19 protein-coding genes are annotated in these 22,421 nt (G+C 68.1%); 12 read left to right on the top strand and 7 right to left on the bottom strand.

What is annotated here, in order from left to right; translation table 11 throughout:
• Positions 1-475: 475 nt before the first annotated feature.
• Entirely contained in the window at positions 476-1,687 is a 1,212-nt protein-coding gene (tyrS, locus tag ACZK08_RS01600) for a tyrosine--tRNA ligase (RefSeq protein ID WP_053516484.1), read from the bottom strand.
• A 168-nt stretch (positions 1,688-1,855) separates the two neighbouring features.
• On the opposite strand from tyrS, the gene ACZK08_RS01595 reads away from it, so the two are divergent.
• A complete protein-coding gene (locus ACZK08_RS01595; RefSeq protein ID WP_053516486.1) occupies positions 1,856-3,328 on the top strand; it encodes a M23 family metallopeptidase in 1,473 nt (490 codons plus the stop codon).
• Positions 3,329-3,392: 64 nt separating this feature from the next.
• On the top strand, positions 3,393-4,520 hold the full coding sequence (locus ACZK08_RS01590) for an anhydro-N-acetylmuramic acid kinase (protein WP_065181995.1): 1,128 nt from the start codon (positions 3,393-3,395) through the stop codon (positions 4,518-4,520).
• 135 nt (positions 4,521-4,655) lie between these two features.
• On the opposite strand, the gene ACZK08_RS01585 is transcribed toward ACZK08_RS01590, so the two are convergent.
• The 3 genes from ACZK08_RS01585 to ACZK08_RS01575 all read right to left on the bottom strand — a co-directional run bounded on the left by ACZK08_RS01585 (position 4,656) and on the right by ACZK08_RS01575 (position 7,066).
• Positions 4,656-4,886 (bottom strand): hypothetical protein, encoded by a 231-nt coding sequence (locus ACZK08_RS01585; RefSeq protein ID WP_053516488.1) that lies wholly within the window; start codon positions 4,884-4,886, stop codon positions 4,656-4,658.
• 78 nt (positions 4,887-4,964) lie between these two features.
• Positions 4,965-6,269, bottom strand: a complete 1,305-nt coding sequence (locus tag ACZK08_RS01580; protein ID WP_065181996.1) for an AmpG family muropeptide MFS transporter — start codon at positions 6,267-6,269, stop codon at positions 4,965-4,967.
• Complete coding sequence (locus tag ACZK08_RS01575) at positions 6,266-7,066, bottom strand: exodeoxyribonuclease III (protein WP_053516492.1); 801 nt, start codon at positions 7,064-7,066, stop codon at positions 6,266-6,268. Before ACZK08_RS01575 ends, ACZK08_RS01580 begins: the two co-directional genes overlap by 4 nt.
• A gap of 162 nt (positions 7,067-7,228) precedes the next feature.
• On the opposite strand from ACZK08_RS01575, the gene pyrE reads away from it, so the two are divergent.
• From pyrE to ACZK08_RS01535, 8 genes are all read left to right on the top strand, one after another.
• Positions 7,229-7,888 (top strand): orotate phosphoribosyltransferase, encoded by a 660-nt coding sequence (gene pyrE / locus ACZK08_RS01570; RefSeq protein WP_065174233.1) that lies wholly within the window; start codon positions 7,229-7,231, stop codon positions 7,886-7,888.
• A 19-nt stretch (positions 7,889-7,907) separates the two neighbouring features.
• Positions 7,908-8,570, top strand: coding sequence for a hypothetical protein (locus ACZK08_RS01565; protein ID WP_065181997.1), 663 nt, complete (start codon positions 7,908-7,910; stop codon positions 8,568-8,570).
• A gap of 174 nt (positions 8,571-8,744) precedes the next feature.
• Complete coding sequence (locus ACZK08_RS01560) at positions 8,745-8,837, top strand: potassium-transporting ATPase subunit F (RefSeq protein WP_053516498.1); 93 nt, start codon at positions 8,745-8,747, stop codon at positions 8,835-8,837.
• Positions 8,838-8,849: 12 nt separating this feature from the next.
• Positions 8,850-10,556 (top strand): potassium-transporting ATPase subunit KdpA, encoded by a 1,707-nt coding sequence (gene kdpA / locus ACZK08_RS01555; protein WP_065181998.1) that lies wholly within the window; start codon positions 8,850-8,852, stop codon positions 10,554-10,556.
• Between the two features lie 10 nt (positions 10,557-10,566).
• Positions 10,567-12,624, top strand: a complete 2,058-nt coding sequence (kdpB, locus tag ACZK08_RS01550; protein ID WP_065181999.1) for a potassium-transporting ATPase subunit KdpB — start codon at positions 10,567-10,569, stop codon at positions 12,622-12,624.
• Positions 12,621-13,271: a potassium-transporting ATPase subunit KdpC gene (gene kdpC / locus ACZK08_RS01545; protein WP_065182000.1), complete on the top strand. Its 651-nt coding sequence runs from the start codon at positions 12,621-12,623 to the stop codon at positions 13,269-13,271. The genes kdpB and kdpC overlap by 4 nt, the downstream gene beginning before the upstream one ends.
• A 36-nt stretch (positions 13,272-13,307) precedes the next feature.
• The gene (locus ACZK08_RS01540) at positions 13,308-15,962 is read left to right on the top strand and encodes a sensor histidine kinase (protein ID WP_065182159.1); all 2,655 of its coding nucleotides are present in this window, start codon (positions 13,308-13,310) and stop codon (positions 15,960-15,962) included.
• On the top strand, positions 15,943-16,656 hold the full coding sequence (locus ACZK08_RS01535) for a response regulator transcription factor (RefSeq protein WP_053516504.1): 714 nt from the start codon (positions 15,943-15,945) through the stop codon (positions 16,654-16,656). The genes ACZK08_RS01540 and ACZK08_RS01535 overlap by 20 nt, the downstream gene beginning before the upstream one ends.
• Before the next feature lie 38 nt (positions 16,657-16,694).
• Here the strand turns inward: ACZK08_RS01535 and ACZK08_RS01530 are convergent, their stop codons facing one another.
• Genes ACZK08_RS01530 through coaBC form a run of 3 tightly spaced genes read right to left on the bottom strand, consistent with a single transcriptional unit; the run spans position 16,695 to position 20,782 of the window.
• Entirely contained in the window at positions 16,695-19,037 is a 2,343-nt protein-coding gene (locus ACZK08_RS01530) for a phosphomannomutase/phosphoglucomutase (protein WP_065182001.1), read from the bottom strand.
• 12 nt (positions 19,038-19,049) lie between these two features.
• On the bottom strand, positions 19,050-19,523 hold the full coding sequence (gene dut / locus ACZK08_RS01525) for a dUTP diphosphatase (protein WP_053516506.1): 474 nt from the start codon (positions 19,521-19,523) through the stop codon (positions 19,050-19,052).
• Complete coding sequence (coaBC, locus tag ACZK08_RS01520; RefSeq protein ID WP_065182002.1) at positions 19,520-20,782, bottom strand: bifunctional phosphopantothenoylcysteine decarboxylase/phosphopantothenate--cysteine ligase CoaBC; 1,263 nt, start codon at positions 20,780-20,782, stop codon at positions 19,520-19,522. The genes dut and coaBC overlap by 4 nt, the downstream gene beginning before the upstream one ends.
• 227 nt (positions 20,783-21,009) lie before the next feature.
• On the opposite strand from coaBC, the gene ACZK08_RS01515 reads away from it, so the two are divergent.
• Entirely contained in the window at positions 21,010-21,636 is a 627-nt protein-coding gene (locus ACZK08_RS01515) for a response regulator (protein WP_065182003.1), read from the top strand.
• Between the two features lie 70 nt (positions 21,637-21,706).
• Positions 21,707-22,411 carry a RadC family protein gene (gene radC, locus ACZK08_RS01510; RefSeq protein ID WP_065174506.1) on the top strand — a complete coding sequence of 235 codons (705 nt, stop codon included), beginning with the start codon at positions 21,707-21,709 and terminating at the stop codon, positions 22,409-22,411.
• Positions 22,412-22,421 lie beyond the last annotated feature (10 nt).

Here is a 22,421-nt window from a genome sequence, read left to right as displayed (position 1 = left end):
CCCGAAGGCAAAAATTTAAAGCTGCAGATGAATGATTCTGGCAACGTATCGCTTGCTTTAAAACAATTAATAGTTGCTTGATCAAACGTCTGCAAGATGGACAGTCATCCTTCCTGCAGGCGCCTTCACAAGATACCTGCGCATACTTTCAAAGATCCGGGGAAGTGGCCTCAGCGCCGTTCCCGTGTGCTGCGAAGTTTCCTTCGTAGCGAGCCGCCCATTATGCCAGACTTTTTCAGTCCGTCAACACCTTCGTTCGATCATCTCGTTCGGGGTGGTGGGCGCCCTTGTGTCGCTCAAGCCCCTTGTTGGCGGCCCCTGCGACGGGGGAGGGAAAGTATGTCCCTGTTCGCCCCATTTGTGAAGGGGGTGTGGCGACTTTTTTCATCGGATGTTGGCACCGTTCATCCGACAGGCGCCCGATGAACGGCGCCACGAGCGGCCGGGCGCGTGCCCGGCGCTTGTCCGACAGTTCTCAGGCCGCGATCAGGCGCACACGGGCGAATGTGCGCTTGCCGACCTGCAGCAGGCCTTCGAAGCCCGGCTGCAGCACCTGCTGACCATCTTCCACGACCTCGCCATCCACCTTGACGGCGCGCTCCTTGAGCTTGCGGTTGGCTTCTGAGTTGCTCGGGGTCAGCCCGGCAGCGGTCAGCAGCGCCGCGATGCGCAGACCTTCGGCCGGAATCGCCACGTCCTGCAGCGGCAACTGGGTGATGTCGCCCTGTCCGGTCACCGCCGCTTCCCAGCCGGCAATGGCCTGTTCGGCGGCGGCTGCGTCGTGGAAGCGGGTTGCCAGCTCCCGCGCCAGGCGCAGCTTCACCACGCGCGGGTTGAGACCGCCGCTGGCCACCTGCTCCCGCAGCTGCGCGGCCTCGGCCTGGCTGATATCGAAGGACAGCAGTTCGATCCAGCGCCACATCAGGGCATCGTCCACCTTCATGGTCTTGGTGACGATGTCGATGGCCGGCTCGCTGATGCCGATGTAGTTGCCCAGCGACTTGGACATCTTGTTGACGCCATCCAGGCCTTCCAGCAGCGGCATGGTCAGCACCACCTGCGGCTTCTGCCCGTGGTGCTCCTGCAGGCCACGACCCATCAGCAGGTTGAACTTCTGGTCGGTACCGCCCAGTTCGACGTCCGCCTGCAGGGCGACCGAGTCGTAGCCCTGCACCAGCGGGTACAGGAACTCGTGGATGGCGATGGACTGCTGTGCGGCGTAGCGCTTGGCGAAATCGTCGCGCTCGAGCATGCGTGCCACGGTGTGCTGGCCGGCCAGGCGGATCATGTCGGCCGCCCCCATGCTGCCGAACCACTCCGAATTGAAGCGGACTTCGGTACGGCTGCGGTCCAGCACCTTGAACACCTGTTCCTCGTAGGTGCGGGCATTGGCCAGCACATCCTCGCGGCTGAGCGGCTTGCGGGTCAGGCTCTTGCCCGAAGGGTCGCCGATCATGCCGGTGAAGTCGCCGATCAGGAAGATGACCTGATGACCGAGGTCCTGGAACTGGCGCATCTTGTTCAGCAGCACCGTATGACCCAGATGCAGGTCCGGCGCGGTGGGGTCGAAGCCAGCCTTGATCCGCAGCGGACGGCCTTCCTGCAGGCGCGCACGCAGATCCTCGAGCTTGAGGATCTCGTCGGCACCGCGGCCGATCAGGGAAAGGGCTTCTTCAATCGAGGACACGTGACTACTCCCGGCAACGCCGATTCTTGTGTGGGGGTGTTAAAGCCAAGTTAACCCGATTGGCTTCACAAAAGCCAATGGGCACAAGGGTTTGACGCGCTTTTCTCAGGTGTCTATGGTAACCGGCGTTCAGGCCCGCGCTCCCGGGCCAGCCAGGAAAAATCGCCGATGCACAACTCCGAACAAGGGCGCGCACGCAAGCAGCGCTTCCAGGAACGCCTTCACGTCCTGCACGACAACGCCCTGCATCGGAAGCTCAGGCAACATCTTCCCGCCGCCTTCAATGAGCGCTGGACCCGGCGTCACTGGATGCATGCCAGCCTGTTCGCGACCATCGGTGCGCTGGTCGCCACGATCGTCCCCGGTTTCTCGCACACCATCGACGCCCCCTACGCCGACAGCCACACCAGCCTGGCCCTGCCCTTGCCGCCGCTGTCGCTGGCCCGCCAGCAGCAGGTGCCCGGTGACAGCTGGCAGGTCCTGCGCGTACAGCGTGGCCAGACCCTCAGCGAGCTGTTCGACCAGGCCGGCATTCCGGCGACTACCCTGCATCGCGTCCTGGACCACCCCGGTGCCCGCGAATCGCTGACGAAGCTGCGTCCGGGCGCCGAGATCGCCTTCGACATGCCGCTGTCCGGCGACCTGCGCAGCATCCGCTTCGACCGCGACGGCGAGAACCGGGTCGAGCTGAGCCTGGCCGGCGACAACATCAAGGAAACCGTGACCAAGCGCGAGACCTCCACGCGCACGGTGGTCACCAGTGGTGAGATCACCAGTTCGCTGTATGCCGCAGCGCGCCGGGCCGGGCTGTCACCGTCGGCGATCGCCACCATGACCGACGACATCTTCAAGTACGACATCGATTTCTCCAAGGACCTGCAGCCGGGCGACCGCTTCAGCGTGGTGATGGATGAGACCTGGCGCGAGGGCGAAAAGGTCGATACCAGCAAGATCCTGGCAGCGACCTTCACCACCGGCGGCAAGACCTATTCGGGCTTCCGCTTCGAACGCAACGGCAAGTCCGAGTACTACGACATCAATGGGCGCTCGCTGAAGAAGAGCTTCATCCGCATGCCGATCCCGTTCGCGCGCCTGAGCTCGACCTTCGGCGCGCGCAAGCACCCGGTGCTGGGCAAGATGCGCATGCACAAGGGCGTGGACTACGCCGCCCGCACCGGCACGCCGATCATGGCGGCCGGCGATGCGCGCGTGCAGTTCGCCGGCGTGCAGCGCGGCTACGGCAATGTGGTGATCCTCGACCACGGTCGTGGCCACACCACCCTGTACGGGCACATGTCGCGCTTTGCGAACATCCGCACCGGCCAGCGCGTGGCGCAGGGCACGGTGATCGGCTATGTCGGCTCGACCGGCCTGGCCACCGGCCCGCACCTGCACTACGAATTCCGCGTCAACGGCGTGCACCGCAACCCGCTGACGGTGACCATGCCGCCGCCGGAGCCGCTCAAGGGCGCCGAGCTGGCCGCCTTCCGCGCCCAGACCGCGCCGGCGATGGCGCGCATCCAGGGCATGGAGAAGCTGATCTACGCCGACGCCAGCCCGGCGCCGACCGGTCGGGACGAGGCGGCCACGGAGGTGGCCAGCGCCAAGGACACGCAGACCCGCGGGCGCAAGCGCGGCTGAGACCTGCGTTGACGAACAAGGACGCGGCAGCCCAAGCTTGCCGCGTCCTTTTTTTTTGCGCGCCATGAGCACACCTGTCGACGCCAACACTCCCCTGTACCTGGGCCTGATGTCAGGCACCAGCGCCGACGGTATCGATGCCGCACTGGTGCAGTTTCCCGACGAGGGCGGCTGCCGCTTCGTGCATGGCCTGACCGCGCGCTGGGAGCCGCTGCTGCGCGCGCGGCTGGTGGCGCTGGGCGAAGGGGGGCCGCTGGCGTCGCTGGAGGAGCTTGGCGAACTCGATGCGCGGATCGCGATCGCCTTCGCCGACGCCGCCAACCAGTTGCTGGACGAATCCGGCGTGGACCGCACCCGGGTGCGGGCGATCGGCTCGCATGGGCAGACCGTGCGCCACCGGCCGCTGGCCGATCCGGCCTTCACCGTGCAGCTGGGCGACGGCAACCGCATCGCCGAGCTGACCGGGATCACCACGGTGTGCGATTTCCGCCGCCGCGACGTGGCTGCCGGCGGTCATGGCGCACCGCTGATGCCGGCCTTCCACCTTGGCATGCTGGGCACGGCCGACGAGGACCGGGCCGTGCTCAACCTGGGCGGCATCGCCAATCTGACCCTGATCCCGCGGGAGGGTGCCGTACGCGGCTTCGACACCGGTCCAGCCAATGCGCTGATGGATGCCTGGTGCCAGCGCCACACCGGGCGCACCTTCGATGCCGAAGGCGCCTATGCCGCCAGCGGTGTGGTGGATGGCCCCCTGCTGGCGGGCTGGCGTGCGGACCCCTGGTTCGACCTGCCCCCGCCGAAGAGTACCGGTCGCGAACAGTTCCATCTGGCGTGGGCGGAGGCGCACATGGGTGAAGGCCAGTACGCCGCTGCCGATGTGCAGGCGACCCTGCTTGAGCTGACCGTGGCGACCGTGGCCGATGCGCTGCTGGCGCAGCAGCCGCAGACACGCCGCCTGCTGGTCTGTGGCGGCGGCGTGCACAACCGGCAGTTGATGAAACGGCTGGCCGAACGGCTGCCGGCGCTGCAGGTGGAATCCAGCGCCGTGCATGGGTTGGACCCAGAGTACGTGGAAGCCATGGGCTTCGCCTGGCTGGCGCAGCGGACGATGGACGGGCTGGCGGGGAACCTGCCGAGTGTCACCGGTGCAAAGGGACCGCGGATTCTCGGCGCGATCCATCTGGCCTGAAGCGGCACCCGCCGCCGGGCATGGCCCGGCGCTCGGCGCTACCCCCTTCGGCATCCTCCGCCGGGCATGGCCCGGCGCGCGCCCTTCGGCGACCAACTGGTAGCGCCGGGCCATGCCCGGCGGTGAGGTATCAGATCAATCGAAGCCCTGCCCGGCCGGCAGCGCCTGCAGCGCGATGATGGCCGCAGCGAGCGCATCGACCTCGGTATCGCCAAAACCGGAGCGGACCTCCAGCTCGCTGCTGAACAACCCTTGTTCCAGCAACGCCGCACAGGTCTGTTCGTGGCTCCAGCCACGGGCAACCGCGACCCGCCGGATGCGTTCCAGCAGCAGCGGGTCCAGGTCCCGCAGCACAACATCAGCCATGCTCACTTCCCCGTTCGCAGGGCACCGCCCCCTCGGCGCGTCGGGGGCGATGATCCCGCAGACCGGGCGGGCAGGCAATCAGGCGGCCGGCGGTGGCCCGCGGTCGACGATGCGCGGCCACAGCCAGACCAGCAGCAGCAGGGTCGGCACCACGGTGACCGAGCTGAGGATGAAGAACGTGCTGTAGGAGGTGGCCTCGACGATGTAGCCCGACACACCGCCGACGAACTTGCCGGGCAGGTTGGCCAGCGAGACCAGCAGCGCATACTGGGTAGCGGTGAAGTTGCGGTCCGTCAACGACGACATGAAGGCGACCAGCACGGTGCCTGCAAAGCCCTGGAACAGGTTGTCGGCACTGAGGGCGGCATAGAACGCCCACAGCTTGCCCGGGTTGTGCGCCATCAGCAGGAAGGCCAGATTGGACAGCGCCACGCCCAGTGCCGCCACCAGCAGCATGCGCCGGAAGCCAAACGCGGCCACCGCGATGCCTCCCAGGAAGGCACCGCCGATGCCCATCCACACCCCGAACAGTTTGGAGACCGTGGCGATGTCGGCCTTGTCGAAGCCGGAATCGAGGTAGAACGGCCCCGCCATCACCCCGATCACCTGGTCAGGGAACTTGAACAGGCCGACAAAGGCCAGCAGCACCAGCGCCAATGCCACGCCGTTGCGGCTGAAGAAACTTGTGATCGGCTGGACGAAGGCTTCGGCGACATCGATGCGGCGCTGCACGGCGGTGGCGGGACGCTCCGGTTCGGCGCACAGCAGCGTGGTGATGATCGGCAGCAGCATCAGGGCGGCCATCGCCAGATACGCGATGACCCAGCCTTCAAACTGGGCCAGATACAGCGCGCCGGCACCGGCCAGGATCAGGCCGATCCGGTAACCCAACGTGTAGGTGGCCGCCAGCGCGGCCTGAGCGGTCTGCGGCGCGATCTCGATACGGTAGGCATCCACGGCCGAATCCTGGGTGGCGCCGGCAAAGGACGCCACCAGCACCCACATCACCAGGGGCCAGACGCCCTGTTCGGGGCGCACGAAGGCCAGCGCGATCAGTCCGACCAGCACCATGACCTGCGATATCAGCAGCCAGGAGCGACGACGGCCGAGCCGGCCCAGCAACGGGAAGGCATACCGATCCAGCAGCGGTGCCCACAGGAACTTGAGCAGGTAGAAGAAACTGGCCAGGCTGATCAGGCCGATGCTGCCCAGGTCCAGCCCCACATCGCGCAGGCGCGTGGACAAGGTCTGCGACGCGATCAGCAGGAACGGCAGGCCACTGCCGAAACCCAGCATGGCCATGGTCAGCGCCGACGGTGTACCGAAGGCGCGCTTGATTCCTGCCCAGCCTTTGTAGCTGACCGGCCTGGCCGCCTCGCTCACAGGTCGTAGTCCACGGTGAACGGGGCGTGGTCGGAGAAGCGCTCTTCGCGGTAGATCGAGCAGCCACGCAGTTTGTCGCGCAGGCCCGGCGTGATGAACTGGTAGTCGATGCGCCATCCCACGTTGTTGGCGCGGGCCGCCCCGCGGTTGCTCCACCAGGTGTAGTCCTCCCCGGTGGGATTGAGCAGGCGATACGCATCGGCCCAGCCACGACCGGCCGCCACGTCGGTGGCCTGGCCATGATCGGCGCACAGCGCGTTGAGCCAGTCGCGCTCTTCGGGCAGACAGCCGGAATTCTTCTGGTTGGACTTCCAGTTCCTGATGTCCAGCGCCGACCGCACGATGTTCCAGTCGCCACACAGCACGTAGTCGCGACCGCTGCGCGCCCACTCCTCCAGGATCGGCCGCAGCCACTCCATCACTTCGAACTTGAATCCCTGGCGCAGGTCGCCGGAGCTGCCGGACGGAATGTAGAAGGACACCACGCTGAGGTTGCCGAAGCGCGCCTCGATATAGCGCCCCTCATCGTCGAACGGCGCCCAGCCCAGCGAGGTGATGACCTGGTCCGGTTCCCGCCTGCTGTAGATCGCCACGCCGCTGTAGCCCTTCTTGGTGATGGCATCGCGGTAGAAGCAATGGTGTCCGTCGGGCCGGAACATCGGGTCGGTCAGCTGGTCTTCCTGGGCCTTGGTCTCCTGGAGGCACAGGACGTCGGCGTCCTGGGCGCGGAACCAGTCGAGGAAGCCTTTGGTCGCGGCGGAACGGATGCCATTGGCGTTGAAACTGATGATGCGCATGCAGGGGACCTACGGCGGGAAACCGGGCAAGCATACCGGTTGGCTGCTGGGCTGCGCAGTCCGGCGGACGCGGCCGGACGGCCCCCCGGAAGAGCGCCGACGAGCGCGGAAGGCCCGGCTGCATTAGGATTTGTGCTCCAAATGAAGATGAATCGAGTTTTGATGAGCGACCACCGTCACCGTTTCCTGCAGCTGGCCCTGACCGCCGACGCCCTGCGCTTCGGCCAGTTCACCCTCAAGTCCGGCCGGCTGAGCCCCTATTTCTTCAACGCCGGTCGCTTCGACTCCGGCTCGCTGCTGTCCCAGCTCGGCGCCTGTTATGCCGATGCCATCGACGCCAGCGGGGTCAAGTACGACGTGGTGTTCGGCCCGGCCTACAAGGGCATTCCGCTGGCCACGGCAATGGCCTGCGAGCTGGCCCAGCGTGGCCGCGACCTGCCGCTGTCGTTCAACCGCAAGGAAGCCAAGGACCATGGCGAAGGCGGCCAGCTGATCGGCGCCGACATGAATGGCAAGCGCGTGCTGATCGTCGATGACGTGATCACTGCGGGTACTGCGATCCGCGAAGCGCTGGCCATCATCCGCGCGGCAGGCGGCACTCCGGCCGGCATTGTGGTCGCTCTGGATCGCCAGGAGATCGCTTCGGAAGCCGATCGCCGCTCCGCGGCGCAGGCAGTGGCCGAGGAAGCCGGCATCCCGGTGATCGCAGTGGCTTCGCTGGGCGACCTGCTTGATTTCGCCTCGGGAAACCCGGAACTTGTCGGCTACCGGCAGCCGCTGGAAGCCTATCGGGCCCAGTACGGCGTCCGCTCCACACGCTGACCGCCAGGGGGAAGGTCGCATGTCCCGAATTCCTGCTGTTCTCTTCGCCGGCCTGCTGCTGGCCCTGCCGTTCATCGTGGCGGGGCAGTCGCGGGGCGGCGACAAGGTCGAGAAGAAGCTGTACTGCTGGAACGAGGGCCAGGAGCGGATCTGCACCGATGCGCTTCCTGCCGATGCGGTCAACCACGCGCGCGACGAGTTCAATGCCCGCAGTGGGCTGCGCAATGCGCAGGTGCAGCGCGCGCTGACCGACGAAGAACGTGCCGCCGCCAGTACCGCGGCGGCACAGCAGCAGCTGGACCGGATGGCCGAGCAGACCCGCCAGCGCACCGAGCAGGCGATGCTGACCACCTACGGCAGCGAAGACGACCTGCGGCGGGTGTTCGCCGAGCGCCAGGAAGTGCTCGACAACAACCTCAAGACCGCCCAGTACAACGTGGCCAGCCTGCGTGAATCGCTGGTCGCGCTGCTGTCGGCGGCCGGCGACCGCGAGCTGGCGGGCGCCAAGGTGGGCGACCCGCAGGCCGAAGCGATCCGCCAGCGGCACGTACAGCTGCAGTCGCAGCAGCGCCTGCAGTCCGGCTTCCTGCAGCAGCAGCAGGCGTTGAAGGCGGAGATCGAAAGCACCCTGCAGCGCTATCGCGAGCTGAAGGGCCTGGCGCCGGCTGCCCCGGCTGGCTGAAAACGCTCCTGCCGCCGGGCATGGCCCGGCGCTACCCGTGGCCAGGTTACGGCCTGACGCGCGGAATTTATGCAGTCTTTACGCGCCGGCCCGGTCCGCCGGGTAGTGCGTTTACGGGGCGCAGGCCGACCATGACGGCCTGAGGTGGAGGGGTTCCACCAGGACGCAATTCCCATGTCCCCCTGGCTGTCGTTGGTGTGTGGCGTGCTGGTGCTGATCGCCGCCGCCTATCTTCTGTATGTCGTGCTGCGGCCCGAGTCGTTCTGAGCGGAGCCGGCCATGATTGAAATTCTTGTCATTCTTGCTGCCAGCGTCGCGCTGGCATGGCCGCTGGGACTGTACCTGGCGCGCGTGATGCGGGGCACGCCGATGAAGGTCGACGTGCTGTTCCGTTGGATCGAAACGCCGCTGTACAAGGTCTTCGGCGTCGATCCCGCACGCTCGATGTCCTGGCGTGGCTACGTGCTGGCATTCCTGCTCAGCAATGGGGTGGTGGCGGTGCTGACCTTGGCGGTGTTCATGACCCAGGCGTGGTTGCCGCTGAATCCGGACCAGATCCCGAACATGCGCTGGGACACCGCGCTGCACACGATGATCTCGTTCCTGACCAACACCAACCAGCAGCACTATTCGGGCCAGGCGCAGCTGTCCTACCTCTCGCAGATGACCGGGATCACTGGTCTGCAGGTGGTGACCCCGATGATGGGCCTGGCGCTGGCGGTGGCCACACTGCGCGCGCTGTTCGCGCCGGCGCCGCAGTCGGCCACAGGCAGCGCCGGCGATGACCGCCAGGTCGCAGTGGGCAACTACTACACCGACGTGGTGCGCCTGTGCGTGCGCGTCCTGTTGCCGCTGTGCCTGCTGTGGACACTGCTGCTGACCAGCCAGGGCGTGCCGTCGACGCTGGCGGCGGGGCCGCAGGCTACGCCGATCGATGCCTCCGCCGGCATGACGACGCAGAAGCTGCCGCTGGGTCCGGTCGCGGCGATGGTCGCCGCCAAGCAGCTGGGCGCCAACGGCGGCGGCTGGTATGGCCCGAACAGCAGCTTCCCGCTGGAGAATCCGACGCCGGTTTCGAACCTTCTCGAAGTGATCGGCATCCTGCTGGTACCGATGGCGGTGATCTTCATGATCGGGGCATTCACCGGGCGACGTCGCTTCGGCGCGCTGGTGTTCGTCTGCATGCTGGGAATGTCGCTGCTGTCCACCGGCGCCATGGTGTGGAGCGAAGGCCACAGTGCCAGTGCGGCCACGCCCCTGCTGATGGAGGGCAAGGAAGTACGTTTCGGCGCCGACGGCACCGCGTTGTGGGCGGCGGTGACGACGCAGGTGTCCAATGGCTCGGTGAACGGCATGCACGATTCGCTGGCCCCGCTGAGCGGTGGCATTGCCCTGGTCAACATGCTGGTCAGTGCGATCTGGGGTGGCATCGGCTGCGGCCTGCAGCAGTTCATCGTCTACCTGTTGCTGGGCGTGTTCCTGGCGGGGTTGATGACGGGCCGGACGCCGGAACTGTTCGGTCGCAAGCTGGAGACCCCGCAGGTGCGCCTGCTGGCCCTGCTGGTGCTGCTGCAGCCCATCACCCTGCTGGTGTTCACCGCGGTCACTCTGGCCGTGCCCGGCCTGGCCGGCACCTCCAATCCCGGCTTCCACGGCATCAGCCAGGTGTTCTACGAATACGTATCGGCCTACGCCAACAACGGTTCGGGCTTCGAGGGACTGGGTGATGCCACGCCGTGGTGGAACCTGAGCTGTTCGCTGGTGCTGCTGCTGGGTCGCTTTCCGCTGCTGGTGATTCCGCTGGTGGTTGCTGCCCAGCTCGCCGCCAAGCGGCAGGCACCGGAATCAGCGGGCAGCCTGCAGATCGAAACCCCGACGTTCGCCCTGACCCTGGTGTCGGTGATCGTCATCCTGACCGTGCTGCAGTTCATGCCGGCGCTGGTGCTTGGCCCGATCGCCGACCACCTGAGCCTGGGACTGCATTGAGGACACCCCCATGAGTAGCCACACAACCTCAACCCGTAACCCGCTTGCGTCACGCCCTGCCCTGCTCGATGCGGCCGGCCTGCGCCGCGCACTGGTCGACGCCGTACGCAAGCTTTCACCGATGCATCTGGTGCGCAGCCCGGTGATGGCGGTGGTGATGGCCGGCACGATCGTCGCCGCGATCATCACCCTGACCGGCAACGCTCCACTGGGCTTCGGCCTGGCGGTGACCGCGATCCTGCTGGTCACCGTATTGTTCGGCAACTTCGCCGAGGCCGTCGCCGAAGCACGCGGCCGGGGCCAGGCCGCATCGTTGCGCCGTGCCCGCCAGGACCTGGTGGCGCGCCGACTGGCCGCCCCGCAGCCAGGGGCCGCAGAAACGCAGGTGCCGGCCGCCGAACTGCGCCCGGGCGACCACGTCATCGTCAGTGCCGGCGAGCTGGTGCCAGCCGATGGCGAGATCGTGCAGGGCCTGGCCACCATCAACGAAGCGGCGGTAACCGGCGAATCGGCACCGGTGCTGCGCGAAGCGGGTACCGATCGCTCCGGCGTGATCGGCGGTACCAAGGTGCTGTCCGACCAGATCGTCGTGCGTGTGACCGCCGAGCCGGGCCACAGCTTCCTGGACCGGATGATCGCGCTGGTGGAAGGCGCCAACCGGCAGAAGACACCGAACGAGGTTGCCCTGACCCTGCTGCTGGCGGCGATGACGCTGACCTTCCTGGTGGTGGTGGCGACATTGCCGGCCATCGGCGCCCATGTCGGCGTCCAGGTCGATCCACTGCTGCTGATCGCACTGCTGGTCTGCCTGATCCCGACCACCATCGGCGGACTGCTGCCGGCCATCGGCATCGCCGGCATGAACCGCGCCCTGGCGGCCAACGTGCTGGCCAAGTCGGGCAAGGCGGTGGAAGTGGCCGGCGACGTCGATGTGCTGCTGCTGGACAAGACCGGCACCATCACCTACGGCGACCGCCAGGCCAGCCACTTCCATGCGTTGGCGGGAATCGACGCCAGCCAGCTGCGCGACGCCGCCCTGTTGTCCTCGCTGGCCGACCCGACCCCGGAAGGCAAGTCGATCGTGCGCCTGGCACGCGAGCAGGGGTGCACCACCGCCGAGCCGGAGCAGGCCGTCTACCTGGCCTTCAGTGCGCAGACCCGCATGTCCGGCGTTGACCTTGCCCATGGCCGGCAGATCCGCAAGGGTGCGCTGGATGCGATCCGCAACCATGTGCACGCGCAGGGAGGCGTGGTGCCGGCCGAGCTGGGCGGGCGCGTCGAACAGGTCGCCCGCAACGGCGCCACGCCGCTGGTGGTGGCGGAAGGTCGCCATGTGCTGGGCGTGATCGAACTGTCGGACGTGGTCAAGCACGGCATGCGCGAGAAGTTCGCACAGCTGCGGGCGATGGGCATCCGGACGGTAATGATCACCGGTGACAACCCGCTGACCGCGGCCGCCATCGCTGCCGAAGCCGGCGTCGACGACTACATCGCCGAAGCCCGGCCCGAGGACAAGCTGGCACGCATCCGCCAGGAACAGGCCGGGGGCCGTCTGGTGGCGATGGTCGGCGATGGCACCAACGATGCGCCGGCGCTGGCCCAGGCCGACATCGGGCTGGCCATGAACTCCGGCACGCAGGCCGCCAAGGAAGCCGGCAACATGGTCGACCTGGATTCGGATCCGGCCAAGCTGCTGGCGGTGGTGGAAGTAGGCAAGCAGCAGCTGATCACCCGCGGCGCGCTGACCACCTTCTCGCTGGCCAACGATGTCTCCAAGTACTTCGCGATCCTGCCGGCGCTGTTCGCCGCGGCGGTACCCGCGATGGCAGCGCTGAACGTGATGCAGCTGTCCAGTCCGCGCAACGCGGTGCTGGCCGCGCTGATCTTCAACGCCCTGGTGATTCCCGCTCTGATTCCGCTGGCTCTGCGCGGCGTGCGCTTCCGCCCGGCCACGGCCACCGCGCTCCTGCGCCGGAACATGCTGGTGTACGGCCTGGGTGGCGTGCTGCTGCCGTTCGCGGCGATCAAGGCGATCGACCTCCTTCTTGTCCTGGTATCCGGCTCATGAACCGCTCTGCTTCCACTTCTTCTTCCCTTCCGCGCGAAGCCAAGGCCGCATCCCGCATGGCCCGCCTGCAGGACGACGCCAGCTGGCGCCCGGCGATCGGCCTGGGTGTGGCGACCCTGCTGCTGGCCGGTGCGGTCTACGCCGGCATCGCCACCGGTTTTGCCGGCCTGGCGTACCCGATGCAGGCCGAAGGCAGCCTGCTGCGCGATGGCAGCGGCCAGGTGCGTGCGTCGGCGTGGCTGGCGCAGCCGTTCACTGGCGATGGCTACTTCCAGGCGCGGCCATCGGCCGCCAACTATGACCCGATGGCGGCGGCCGGCTCCAACCTGGCACGCAGCAACCCTGCGTTGACCGAGCGCGTCGCCGCAAGCACGGCTGCGGTCGCAGCGCGCGAAGGCGTCGCACCGGACCAGGTGCCGGCAGACCTCGTCACCCAATCCGGCGGCGGGCTCGATCCGCAGCTGACGCCGGCGGCGGCGCAGCTGCAGGTGGCCCGCGTGGCGCGTGCCCGGGGCCTGCCGGTGGAACGTGTGCAGGCGCTGCTGCAGGCCCACACCGAGGGACGCCAATGGGGTCTGTTCGGCCAGCCGCGGGTGAACGTGGTGACGCTGAACTTCGCGCTGGACCACGCAGCCGCCAGGCCGTGATGCGATCGTGCACCCGCTGCGCGCACAATGGCCGCCATGACTGACCTGCGAACCCGCCAGGCCGACGCCCTGGTGGAAGGCCTGCAACGCGAAGCCGGTGGCAAGCTGACGGTATTCCTCGGCGCGGCGCCGGGCGTGGGCAAGACCTACACGATGCTCAACCGCGCGCAGGAACAGCTGCGCCGGGGGGTCGACCTGGTGGTGGGTCTGGTGGAGACGCATGGCCGTGCCGATACCCAGGCGTTGCTGGAAGGACTGCCACGGCTGCCGCTGAAGGACGTGGCCTACCACGGCCACGCCCTGCAGGAAATGGACCTGGATGCCGTGCTGGCGCGGCGCCCGGCGCTGGTGCTGGTCGACGAACTGGCACATCGCAATGCACCGGGCAGCCGCCACGAGCGACGCTGGCAGGATGTCATGGAGCTGCTGGATGCGGGCATCGATGTCTGGACCACGGTCAACATCCAGCACCTGGAAAGCCTCAATGACGTGGTGATGCGCATCACCGGGGTGCGGGTCAGCGAAACCGTGCCGGACGGTGTGCTCGACCGCCTGCACGACATCGTGCTGGTGGACCTGCCGCCACGCGAACTGATCGCCCGCCTGCAGCAGGGCAAGGTGTACGTGCCGGAGCAGGCGGCACAGGCACTGCAGGCGTTCTTCTCGCCGGCCAACCTGACCGCACTGCGCGAGCTGGCCATGCAGGAAGCCGCTGATCGCGTCGACAGCAGCCTGCGCGAGACCCGTGCCGCACGCGGCGAGGGCAACCTGCCGCTGCGCCGCGGCGTGCTGGTGGCGATCGATGGTGGCGGGCAGAGCGAGTATCTGGTGCGGGTCGCGCGCCGCATTGCCGAACGGCGCGATGCGCCGTGGACGGTGGTGACGGTGCAGGGACGACGCCAGGACGAAGCAACCCGACGCGAGATCGACGCGGCGTTCGCGCTGGCACGTCGCCTGGGCGGCGATGCCGAACTGCTGCATGGCTCCAGCATCGCCGATGCCCTGCTCGACCACGCCGCGCACAACGGTGTCTCGACCCTGGTGCTGGGCCGCACCCGCGAGCGGCCGCTGGCACGGATGTTCAACCGCACCCTGACCCAGCAGCTGATCCAGCGCGGTGCGCACTACGAAATCACCATCATCAGCACGCCGCAGGCACGTGCGCGTTCGCGCCGCGAAGGCCTGTTGCCGCCAGCGCGCGGCATCAACCACGAACCACTGCAGGCCCTGCTCGCCACCGCGCTGGCCTGCCTGGTCGCGTGGCTGGTTGAACGCTGGGTGGGCATGGCCGACCTGTCGATGGTGTTCATCGTGGCGGTCGTGCTGGTCGCAGCCCGCACCCGCGCCAGCGTGGCGGTCATGGCCGCGATCCTGTGCTTCCTCGCCTACAACTTCCTGTTCATCGCACCACGCTTCACCTTCGCCATCGGCGCACGCCAAGGCGTGATCACCGTGTTCCTGTTCCTGGCAGCGGCACTGGTGGCCGGGCGCCTGGCATCACGGCTGCGCATGCAGGTGATCGCCCTGCGGGCCGCCAACCGGCATGCGCGCGCGCGGCAGCAGCTGGGGCGACAGCTGGCCAGCGCTGCCGGCGATGGCGAGGTGGCACTGGCCGGCCGCCATGCGCTGGAGCAGGCGATGGACGTGCCGGCATGGCTGCGGATCGGCGTGGACACCACCGCCGGCGGCCGCACCCTGCCCGGCGACACCGACCTGGCTGCCGCCGACTGGGCGCTGCGCCACGGCCAGCCCAGCGGGCGTTTCACCGATACGCTGGCCGGCGCGCAATGGTGGTTCCTGCCCCTGCTTGATGGCGAGGACCGTGCAATCGGCGTGGCCGGCCTGTATCTGCCAGGTGCGCGCCTGCTGCCCGAGCAGCGCCAGCTCGCCGAAGCGATGGTGGACGACATTGCCCAGGCGGCATTGCGCACGCGGCTGGTGGCCGAGCTGGAGCGGGCGCACGTCAGCAACGAGACCGAGCGCCTGCGCTCTGCTCTGTTGTCTTCGGTATCGCACGATCTGCGCTCGCCGCTGGCGGCGATGATCGGATCGGCCGACAGCCTGGCCAGTTATGGCACGGCGATGGACGTGGCTGACCGCCGCGCGCTGCTGGACACCATCCTGGTCGAAGGCGAACGGCTGGACCGCTACATCCAGAACCTGCTGGACATGACCCGGCTGGGCCACGAAGGCTTGAAGATCAACCGCGACTGGATCGGGGTGGACGAGTTGATCGGGTCGGCCGCGCGACGGCTGCAGCGCTACCAGCCCAACGTGAGGCTGGAACTGGATATCCCGCCGACCCTGGCGCCGATCTGGGTGCATCCGGCGCTGGTCGAGCAGGCGGTATTCAATGTCATGGAGAATGCGGCCAAGTTCTCCCCCGCCGATGCCGCGGTACAGGTGCAGGCGCGCGAACTGGACGGCCAACTGCGCATCGACGTGATCGATGCCGGTCCCGGCATCCCCGACGAAGAGCGGGCACGCATCTTCGACATGTTCTACAGCGTCGAGCGTGGCGACCGTGGCCGCCATGGTACCGGTCTGGGCCTGACCATCTGCCAGGGAATGATCGGCGCGCATGGCGGCAGCGTGCAGGCGCTGCCGGGACGCGACGGTCGCGGTACCCTGATCCGCATCACCCTGCCCCTGCTCAAGCCAGCCTCCCACGATGAGCCCGACCCCGATTGATGCGAGCGTACCGGCCCCGCGCGTGCTGGTGATCGATGACGAGACCCAGATCCGCCGTTTCCTGGATATCAGCCTGCGGGCGCAGGGCTATCAGGTCAGGCAGGCCGCGACCGGCCAGGAAGGCCTGCAGCTGGCTGCCAGCGAGGACATGGACCTGGTGATCCTGGATATCGGCCTGCCGGACATGGAGGGCCACCAGGTGCTGGAGCAGCTGCGGCAATGGAGCCAAGTGCCGGTCATCATGCTGACCGTGCGTGCCGGAGAAGCGGAAAAGGTGCGGGCGCTGGACAACGGTGCCAACGACTATGTGACCAAGCCCTTCGGCACGCAGGAACTGATGGCGCGGGTGCGCGCGCTGTTGCGGACACGCAGCGTGCCGACCGATGGCACGCCTCCGGTATTCGACGACGGCCATCTGCATGTGGACCTGGTGCGCCGGGAAGTGGCGATCGCGGGCGAACCGGTGGCGCTGACCCGCAAGGAGTACGCGCTGCTGTCGCTGCTGCTGCGCAATGCCGGCCGGGTGGTCACCCAGCCGCAGATCCTGCAGGAGATCTGGGGACCCACCCACCAGCACGACACGCACTACCTGCGCATCCTGGTGGGCAAGCTGCGGCACAAGCTGGGCGATTCGGCGCTGGATTCACGCTACCTGTTCACCGAACCTGGCGTCGGATTGCGGTTCAAGGGGTGAGGGTGTGCCGACCAACGGTCGGCACCCACCCGGATCGATCAGAACCCCAGCGGGGTGTCGCCGACGATCGGCTGCAGCTGGCTGCGGAACAGTGCCTGGATGCGCTCCAGCGCCGCCTCGTCGTCGCCCTCGAAGCGCAGCACCAGTACCGGGGTGGTGTTGGAGGCGCGCACCAGTCCCCAGCCGTCGGGGAAATCCACACGCAGGCCGTCGATGGTCGACAGGCGGCCACCCACATACGGGTTGTCCGGCGACTGCGCTGCCGCCACCAGCATCGCCACCAGGGCGTGCGGCGTACCCTCGGACACCGGCACCTTCAGCTCCGGTGTGGCCACCATCTCCGGCAGTCCGGACAGCACCTCATCCGGGGTTTCCTCGCGCTGGGCCAGGATCTCCAGCAGGCGCGCGGCGGCGTACAGCCCGTCATCGAAGCCGAACCAGCGTTCCTTGAAGAAGAAGTGGCCGCTCATCTCGCCCGCCAGCTCGGCGTCGGTCTCGCGCATCTTCGCCTTCATCAGCGAGTGCCCGGTCTTCCACATCAGCGGGCTGCCGCCGTTGCGCAGCACGTGGTCGGACAGCTTGCCCGTGCACTTCACGTCGTAGATCACCATCGCCCCGGGATTGCGCATCAGCACATCGGCGGCGAAGAGCATCAGCAGGCGGTCGGCGTAGATGATCCTGCCCTCGCCGGTGACCACGCCCAGGCGGTCGCCATCACCGTCGAAGGCCACGCCGAGATCAGCGCCAAAGCGTTTGACCGTCTGTACGAGGTCCTGCAGGTTGTCCGGCTCGCTGGGATCGGGATGATGATTGGGGAAGGTGCCATCAACATCGCAGTAAAGCGGAATCACCTCGGCACCGATCGCTTCCAGCAGCTGCGGGGCCAGCGCACCGGCAACCCCGTTGCCGGCGTCGGCCACCACCTTCAGCGGGCGGTCGAGCTGCACGTCGTCGGCGATCCGCTGGATGTAATCGGCGCCGACATCGCGCTGCTGGTAGTCACCCGGTTCGGCCGCCTGCACAAGGCGACCCTCGACGATGCGCTGGTACAGGCCGGTGATGGCATCGCCGGACAGCGTTTCGCCGCCGATGACGACCTTGAAGCCGTTGTACTCGGGAGGATTGTGGCTGCCGGTCACCGCCACGCAGGTGCCGGTACGCAGGTGGAATGCGGCGTAATAGACGACCGGCGTGGGCGCCAGGCCGATGTCGATGACCGCGCAGCCGGCACGGCGCAGGCCTTCGGCCAGGCCGGCTGCCAGCTCGGGGCCGGACAGGCGCCCGTCACGGCCGATCACCACCTCGCGCAGGCCCTGTTCCAGCGCAGCGGTACCGATGGCCTGGCCGATCAGCGCGGCGGTCTTTGCCGTCAGTTCGCTGCCCACCACACCGCGGATGTCGTAGGCCCGGAAGATGCCCGCTGCCAGCGCTTCCGCCGGGACCGGCGGCGGAGGGGCCACTGTGGCGTCGGCGGCAGCTTCGGCGACCTGCGGTGGCGCCATCTGCAGGCTCTCGCGCAGCGTCGGGCCCTCATCCACCTCGACGGCGGACGTGCGCCGCGGCAGCGGCAGGCGCTTCGGCAGGCGATCGCGACCGACCAGCAGCAGCACGGCGATGAAGGCCAGCAGCAGCGCGACGATGCCGCTGGCCAGCGCGCCCAGACCGAGCGGGCCGGGTTCGACGTTGGGCACGGCCGCTGCCAGCCGCAGCGGGGTGCCGGCAATCGGCCTTGCCTGCGCCTCGGCGATCTGCGCCAGGCCGGAATCGCCCTGGGTGACCAGATCGTGCGTGCCCTGGCGCAGGCCGAGGAAACCACTGGCAGGTGCGCGGATCTGATCCAGCGGCGCGGTCAGGCGCAGCAGCGGCTGACGGACGTAGACCACCGCCGCCCCCAGACTGCCCAGTTGCACCGGCGCAGCCAGGCCGAGGCGGTTGCCTCCCCCATCGCGGACCACCCGCAGGCTCGGCCGGTCCTCGCCCAATGCCTGCTCCAGCAGGGCCAGGCGCGCATAGCCAAAGGTGGCCGGATCGGCGTAGGCAGCGGCCAGGTCGGCGCCCAGCACCTCCACCCGCTCCACGCCGGACCAGCTCTCGCGCAGGGCCAGCGCAGCGGCGGACGCATCGCCGGCCTGCAGCGCCTGCTGCAGGCGCTCGTTCTTCAACTGCTGCTGCAGCTGCTGCAACTGGCCACTGGCGGCCTGTTGCAGGCCCTGCACGGCCTGGTCACGCGCCTCTTCCAGCGCCTTGCCACCTGCCTCCTGGCGCCACTGCTGCACGGCGCTCCAGCCGATCCAGCCGGCCAGCAACACGAGCAGCACTGCCAGCAGCGGTGCGCTGCGCCCCAACGACCGTCCCTGCTGCCTTTCCCCGATGCCGCTCATCAATGTCCCCCGTCAACGCACCCCGGTATGGCCGAATCCACCCGTTCCCCGCACGCTGTCGGTGAAAGTATCCACCACCTGCAGGCTGACGCGGGCAATCGGAACCACCACCAGCTGCGCGATGCGGTCACCCGGCTCGATCGTGAAGGCCTCGCGGCCCCGGTTCCAGACGCTGATCAGCAGCGGACCCTGGTAGTCGGCGTCGATGAGGCCGGTGCCGTTGCCGAGGACGATGCCGTGGCGATGGCCCAGGCCCGAACGCGGCAGGATGACCGCGCACAGGTGCGGATCGGCAATGTGGATGGCCAGGCCACTGGGAACCAGCGCGGTATCGCCCGGCTGCAAAGTCAGCGCGGTGTCCAGCGCTGCGCGCAGGTCCATGCCGGCACTGGCCTCGGTGGCATACGCCGGCAGCGGCCAGCTGTCGCCGAAGCGCGGATCGAGCAGTTTGACCTGCAACGGTTGCGATGAAATCACCTGGGTCATGCCTGAAGTCTCCGCGCGATCAGCGCCAGCAGTTGTTCGGCCAGCTCGCGCTTGGAGGTCGCCGGGAATACCTGTTCGCCATCCTGCCAGAAGGCCGTGGCGGCGTTGTTGTCACTTTCGAAGCCACCGCCACTGATGCCGACCTGGTTGGCGATCACCAGATCCAGGCGTTTGTCGACCAGCTTGCCACGCGCGTACTTCTCCACGTCGTGGGTTTCGGCGGCGAAACCGACCACCAGCTTCAGCGACTGCGTCTGCGCGGCCACCTCGGCCAGGATGTCCGGGGTACGCACCAGTTCGATCACCAGTGACTGGCTGTCGGCGGTCTTCTTCAGCTTCTGCGGCGCCACCTGCCGTGGGGTGTAGTCGGACACGGCGGCGGCACCGATATAGATGTCGGCCGGCAGCGATGAGAGCACGGCGTCGCGCATCTGTGCGGCCGAGCGCACATCGACGCGCTGCACGCCGACCGGCGTCGGCAGCTGCACGGGACCACTGACCAGCACCACCTGCGCCCCCATCGTCGCCGCGGCCGCGGCCAGTGCGAAGCCCATCTTGCCGCTGCTGCGGTTGCCGACGTAGCGCACCGGGTCGATGTCCTCGTAGGTGGGTCCGGCGCTGATCAGCACACGCAGTCCCTGCAGCGCGCGGGTTGCCGCGGGCGCGGCAGGCGCCACGGCATTGCCGTTGGCCGCCAGCGCGGCAACGATGTCACCCGGCTCGGCCAGCCGCCCCGGGCCGGACTCACCCTCGGCCAACGGCCCGTCGACCGGTCCGATCACCTGCGCGCCCCGCTGGCGCAGCAGTGCGACGTTGGCCTGCGTGGCCGGATGCAGCCACATGCGATGGTTCATCGCCGGACACACGGTCAGCGGCGCGGTACTGGCCAGGCACAACGTGCTGACCAGGTCGTCGGCGTGACCATGGGCCAGCCGCGCCAGCAGGTCGGCGGTGCCCGGTGCGATCACGATGCGGTCGGCCCAGCGCGCCAGCTCGATGTGGCCCATGGCCTGTTCTGCGGCGCTGTCCCACAACGTAGTGCGGGTCGGCTGCCCGGACAGGGCCTGGAAACTGAGCGGGGTCACGAACTGCTGGGCGCCGGCAGTCATCGCCACCTGCACCAGCGCCCCGGCATCGCGCAGCCGCCGCACCAGTTCCAGGGCCTTGTAAGCCGCAATCCCGCCGCCGACACACAACAGCAGTTTCTGGCCTTCCAGCGCGCCGGCCGGCGCGGGGGATGCGTTGGGGGAGTCAGCCACCTGGAATTCCTGTGCAAACGAGGGCGCTAGCTTACCCGATGGTCGGTAATGTCCCGATGCACAGCGCACATAGCCGGCAGCTATCAGCAGATGGAACTTCCACTACCGCAGTTCCCGGGTTCACCCGCCGATGATTCGGAACTTTCCTATACCCGTGCCCTGGTCGGCTTTGCAGAATCGGTACTGGCCACCTCCGGTGCGCCGCTCCGCTTCCCCGAGGATCCCGCGTGCAACCGCGCATCATCATCGCCGACGACCATCCGGTTGTACTGCATGGCATCCGTATCGTGCTGGAGGCTCACCAGATGCAGGTGGCCGGCAGCGCGGCCGACGGTGCCCAGCTGCTCGACCTGCTGCAGCGTGAAACCTGCCATGCCGTCCTCACCGACCTGTCCATGCCCGGCGCCGGCCCCGACGGCCCTGCGCTGCTGGGCGCACTGCGCGAGCGTCATCCGGGCCTGCCGGTGGTGGTGCTGACCGGAGCGCGCCACCCGGGACTGCTGGACAGGCTGCTGCGCGAAGGCATCGATGGCCTGGTCGACAAATGCGCCGGCTTCGCCGAACTGCCGATGGCGCTCGCGGCAGCCATGTCCGGCCAGGTCTTCGTCTCACAGCAGCTGCGTCATCACCTGCAGTCGCGCGACCTGCTGTTCCAGCGCACGCCGGTCTCGCTCTCCGCGCGCGAGCAGGAAGTCCTGCAGCTGCTCGCCGAGGGCCTAAACATCAACGCCATCGCGGCCCGCTGCGGCCGCAGCCCGAAGACGATCAGCCGGCAGAAGGCCGAGGCCAAGCGCAAGCTGGGACTGCAGAGCAACCAGGAACTGTTCGACTACCTGAAGACCGTGCGCGATTGAGGCATCGGCTGACGGTCATCGGCGGCAAGCGCCGATGGGAGCGCCGGGCGCCGCTGGCGATGATGCAGGCATGCCCATCCATGACTGGCCTGAACAGGAACGTCCCCGCGAGAAGCTGCTGGCGCGGGGCCCCACCATGCTGTCCGACGCGGAGTTGCTGGCGCTGTTCCTCGGCTCCGGGGTCGGCGGCCGCGATGCCGTGCAGACCGCACGCGACCTGCTGCACGCGCACGGTCCGCTGCGGGTACTGCTGGACCGGCCTGCCGGCGAGCTGGCACGGCTGCCCGGGCTGGGGCCGGCCCGCAGCTGCACCCTGGCCGCCGGCCTGGAACTGGCCCACCGGTACCTGGCCGCCGAACTGCAGCACGGCGAAGCAGTTGGCGACAATCCCGGGGCGGTGGGGCGCTACCTGCAGCACCGTCTGCGCGGGCAGGCCCGCGAACTGTTCCTGGTGCTGTTCCTGGACAACCGCCATCGGCTGATCGCGTGCGAGGAACTGTTTGCCGGAACCCTCACCGCAGCGGCGGTCTATCCGCGGGAGGTCGTGCGGCGCGCCCTGCAGCTCAATGCCGCCGCCGTGATCATCAGCCACAACCACCCGTCCGGCGACCCGGAGCCATCGCCGGCCGACGCGCGCATCACCGAGGAGCTGCAGCAGGCCCTGGCCCTGGTCGACATCCGCCTGCTCGACCATTTCGTAGTGGGCGAAGGCCGTCCTGTTTCGTTTGCTGAACGTGGCCTGCTGGGCCAGCGCCAGGCCCGCCTGTTCGGCTGAGCCCGGCCCC

Source organism: Stenotrophomonas sp. 112478_Sma, assembly GCF_056479905.1.
Note: the sequence above shows the minus strand (reverse complement) of the source record. Positions and strands in the feature narration are given on the sequence as shown.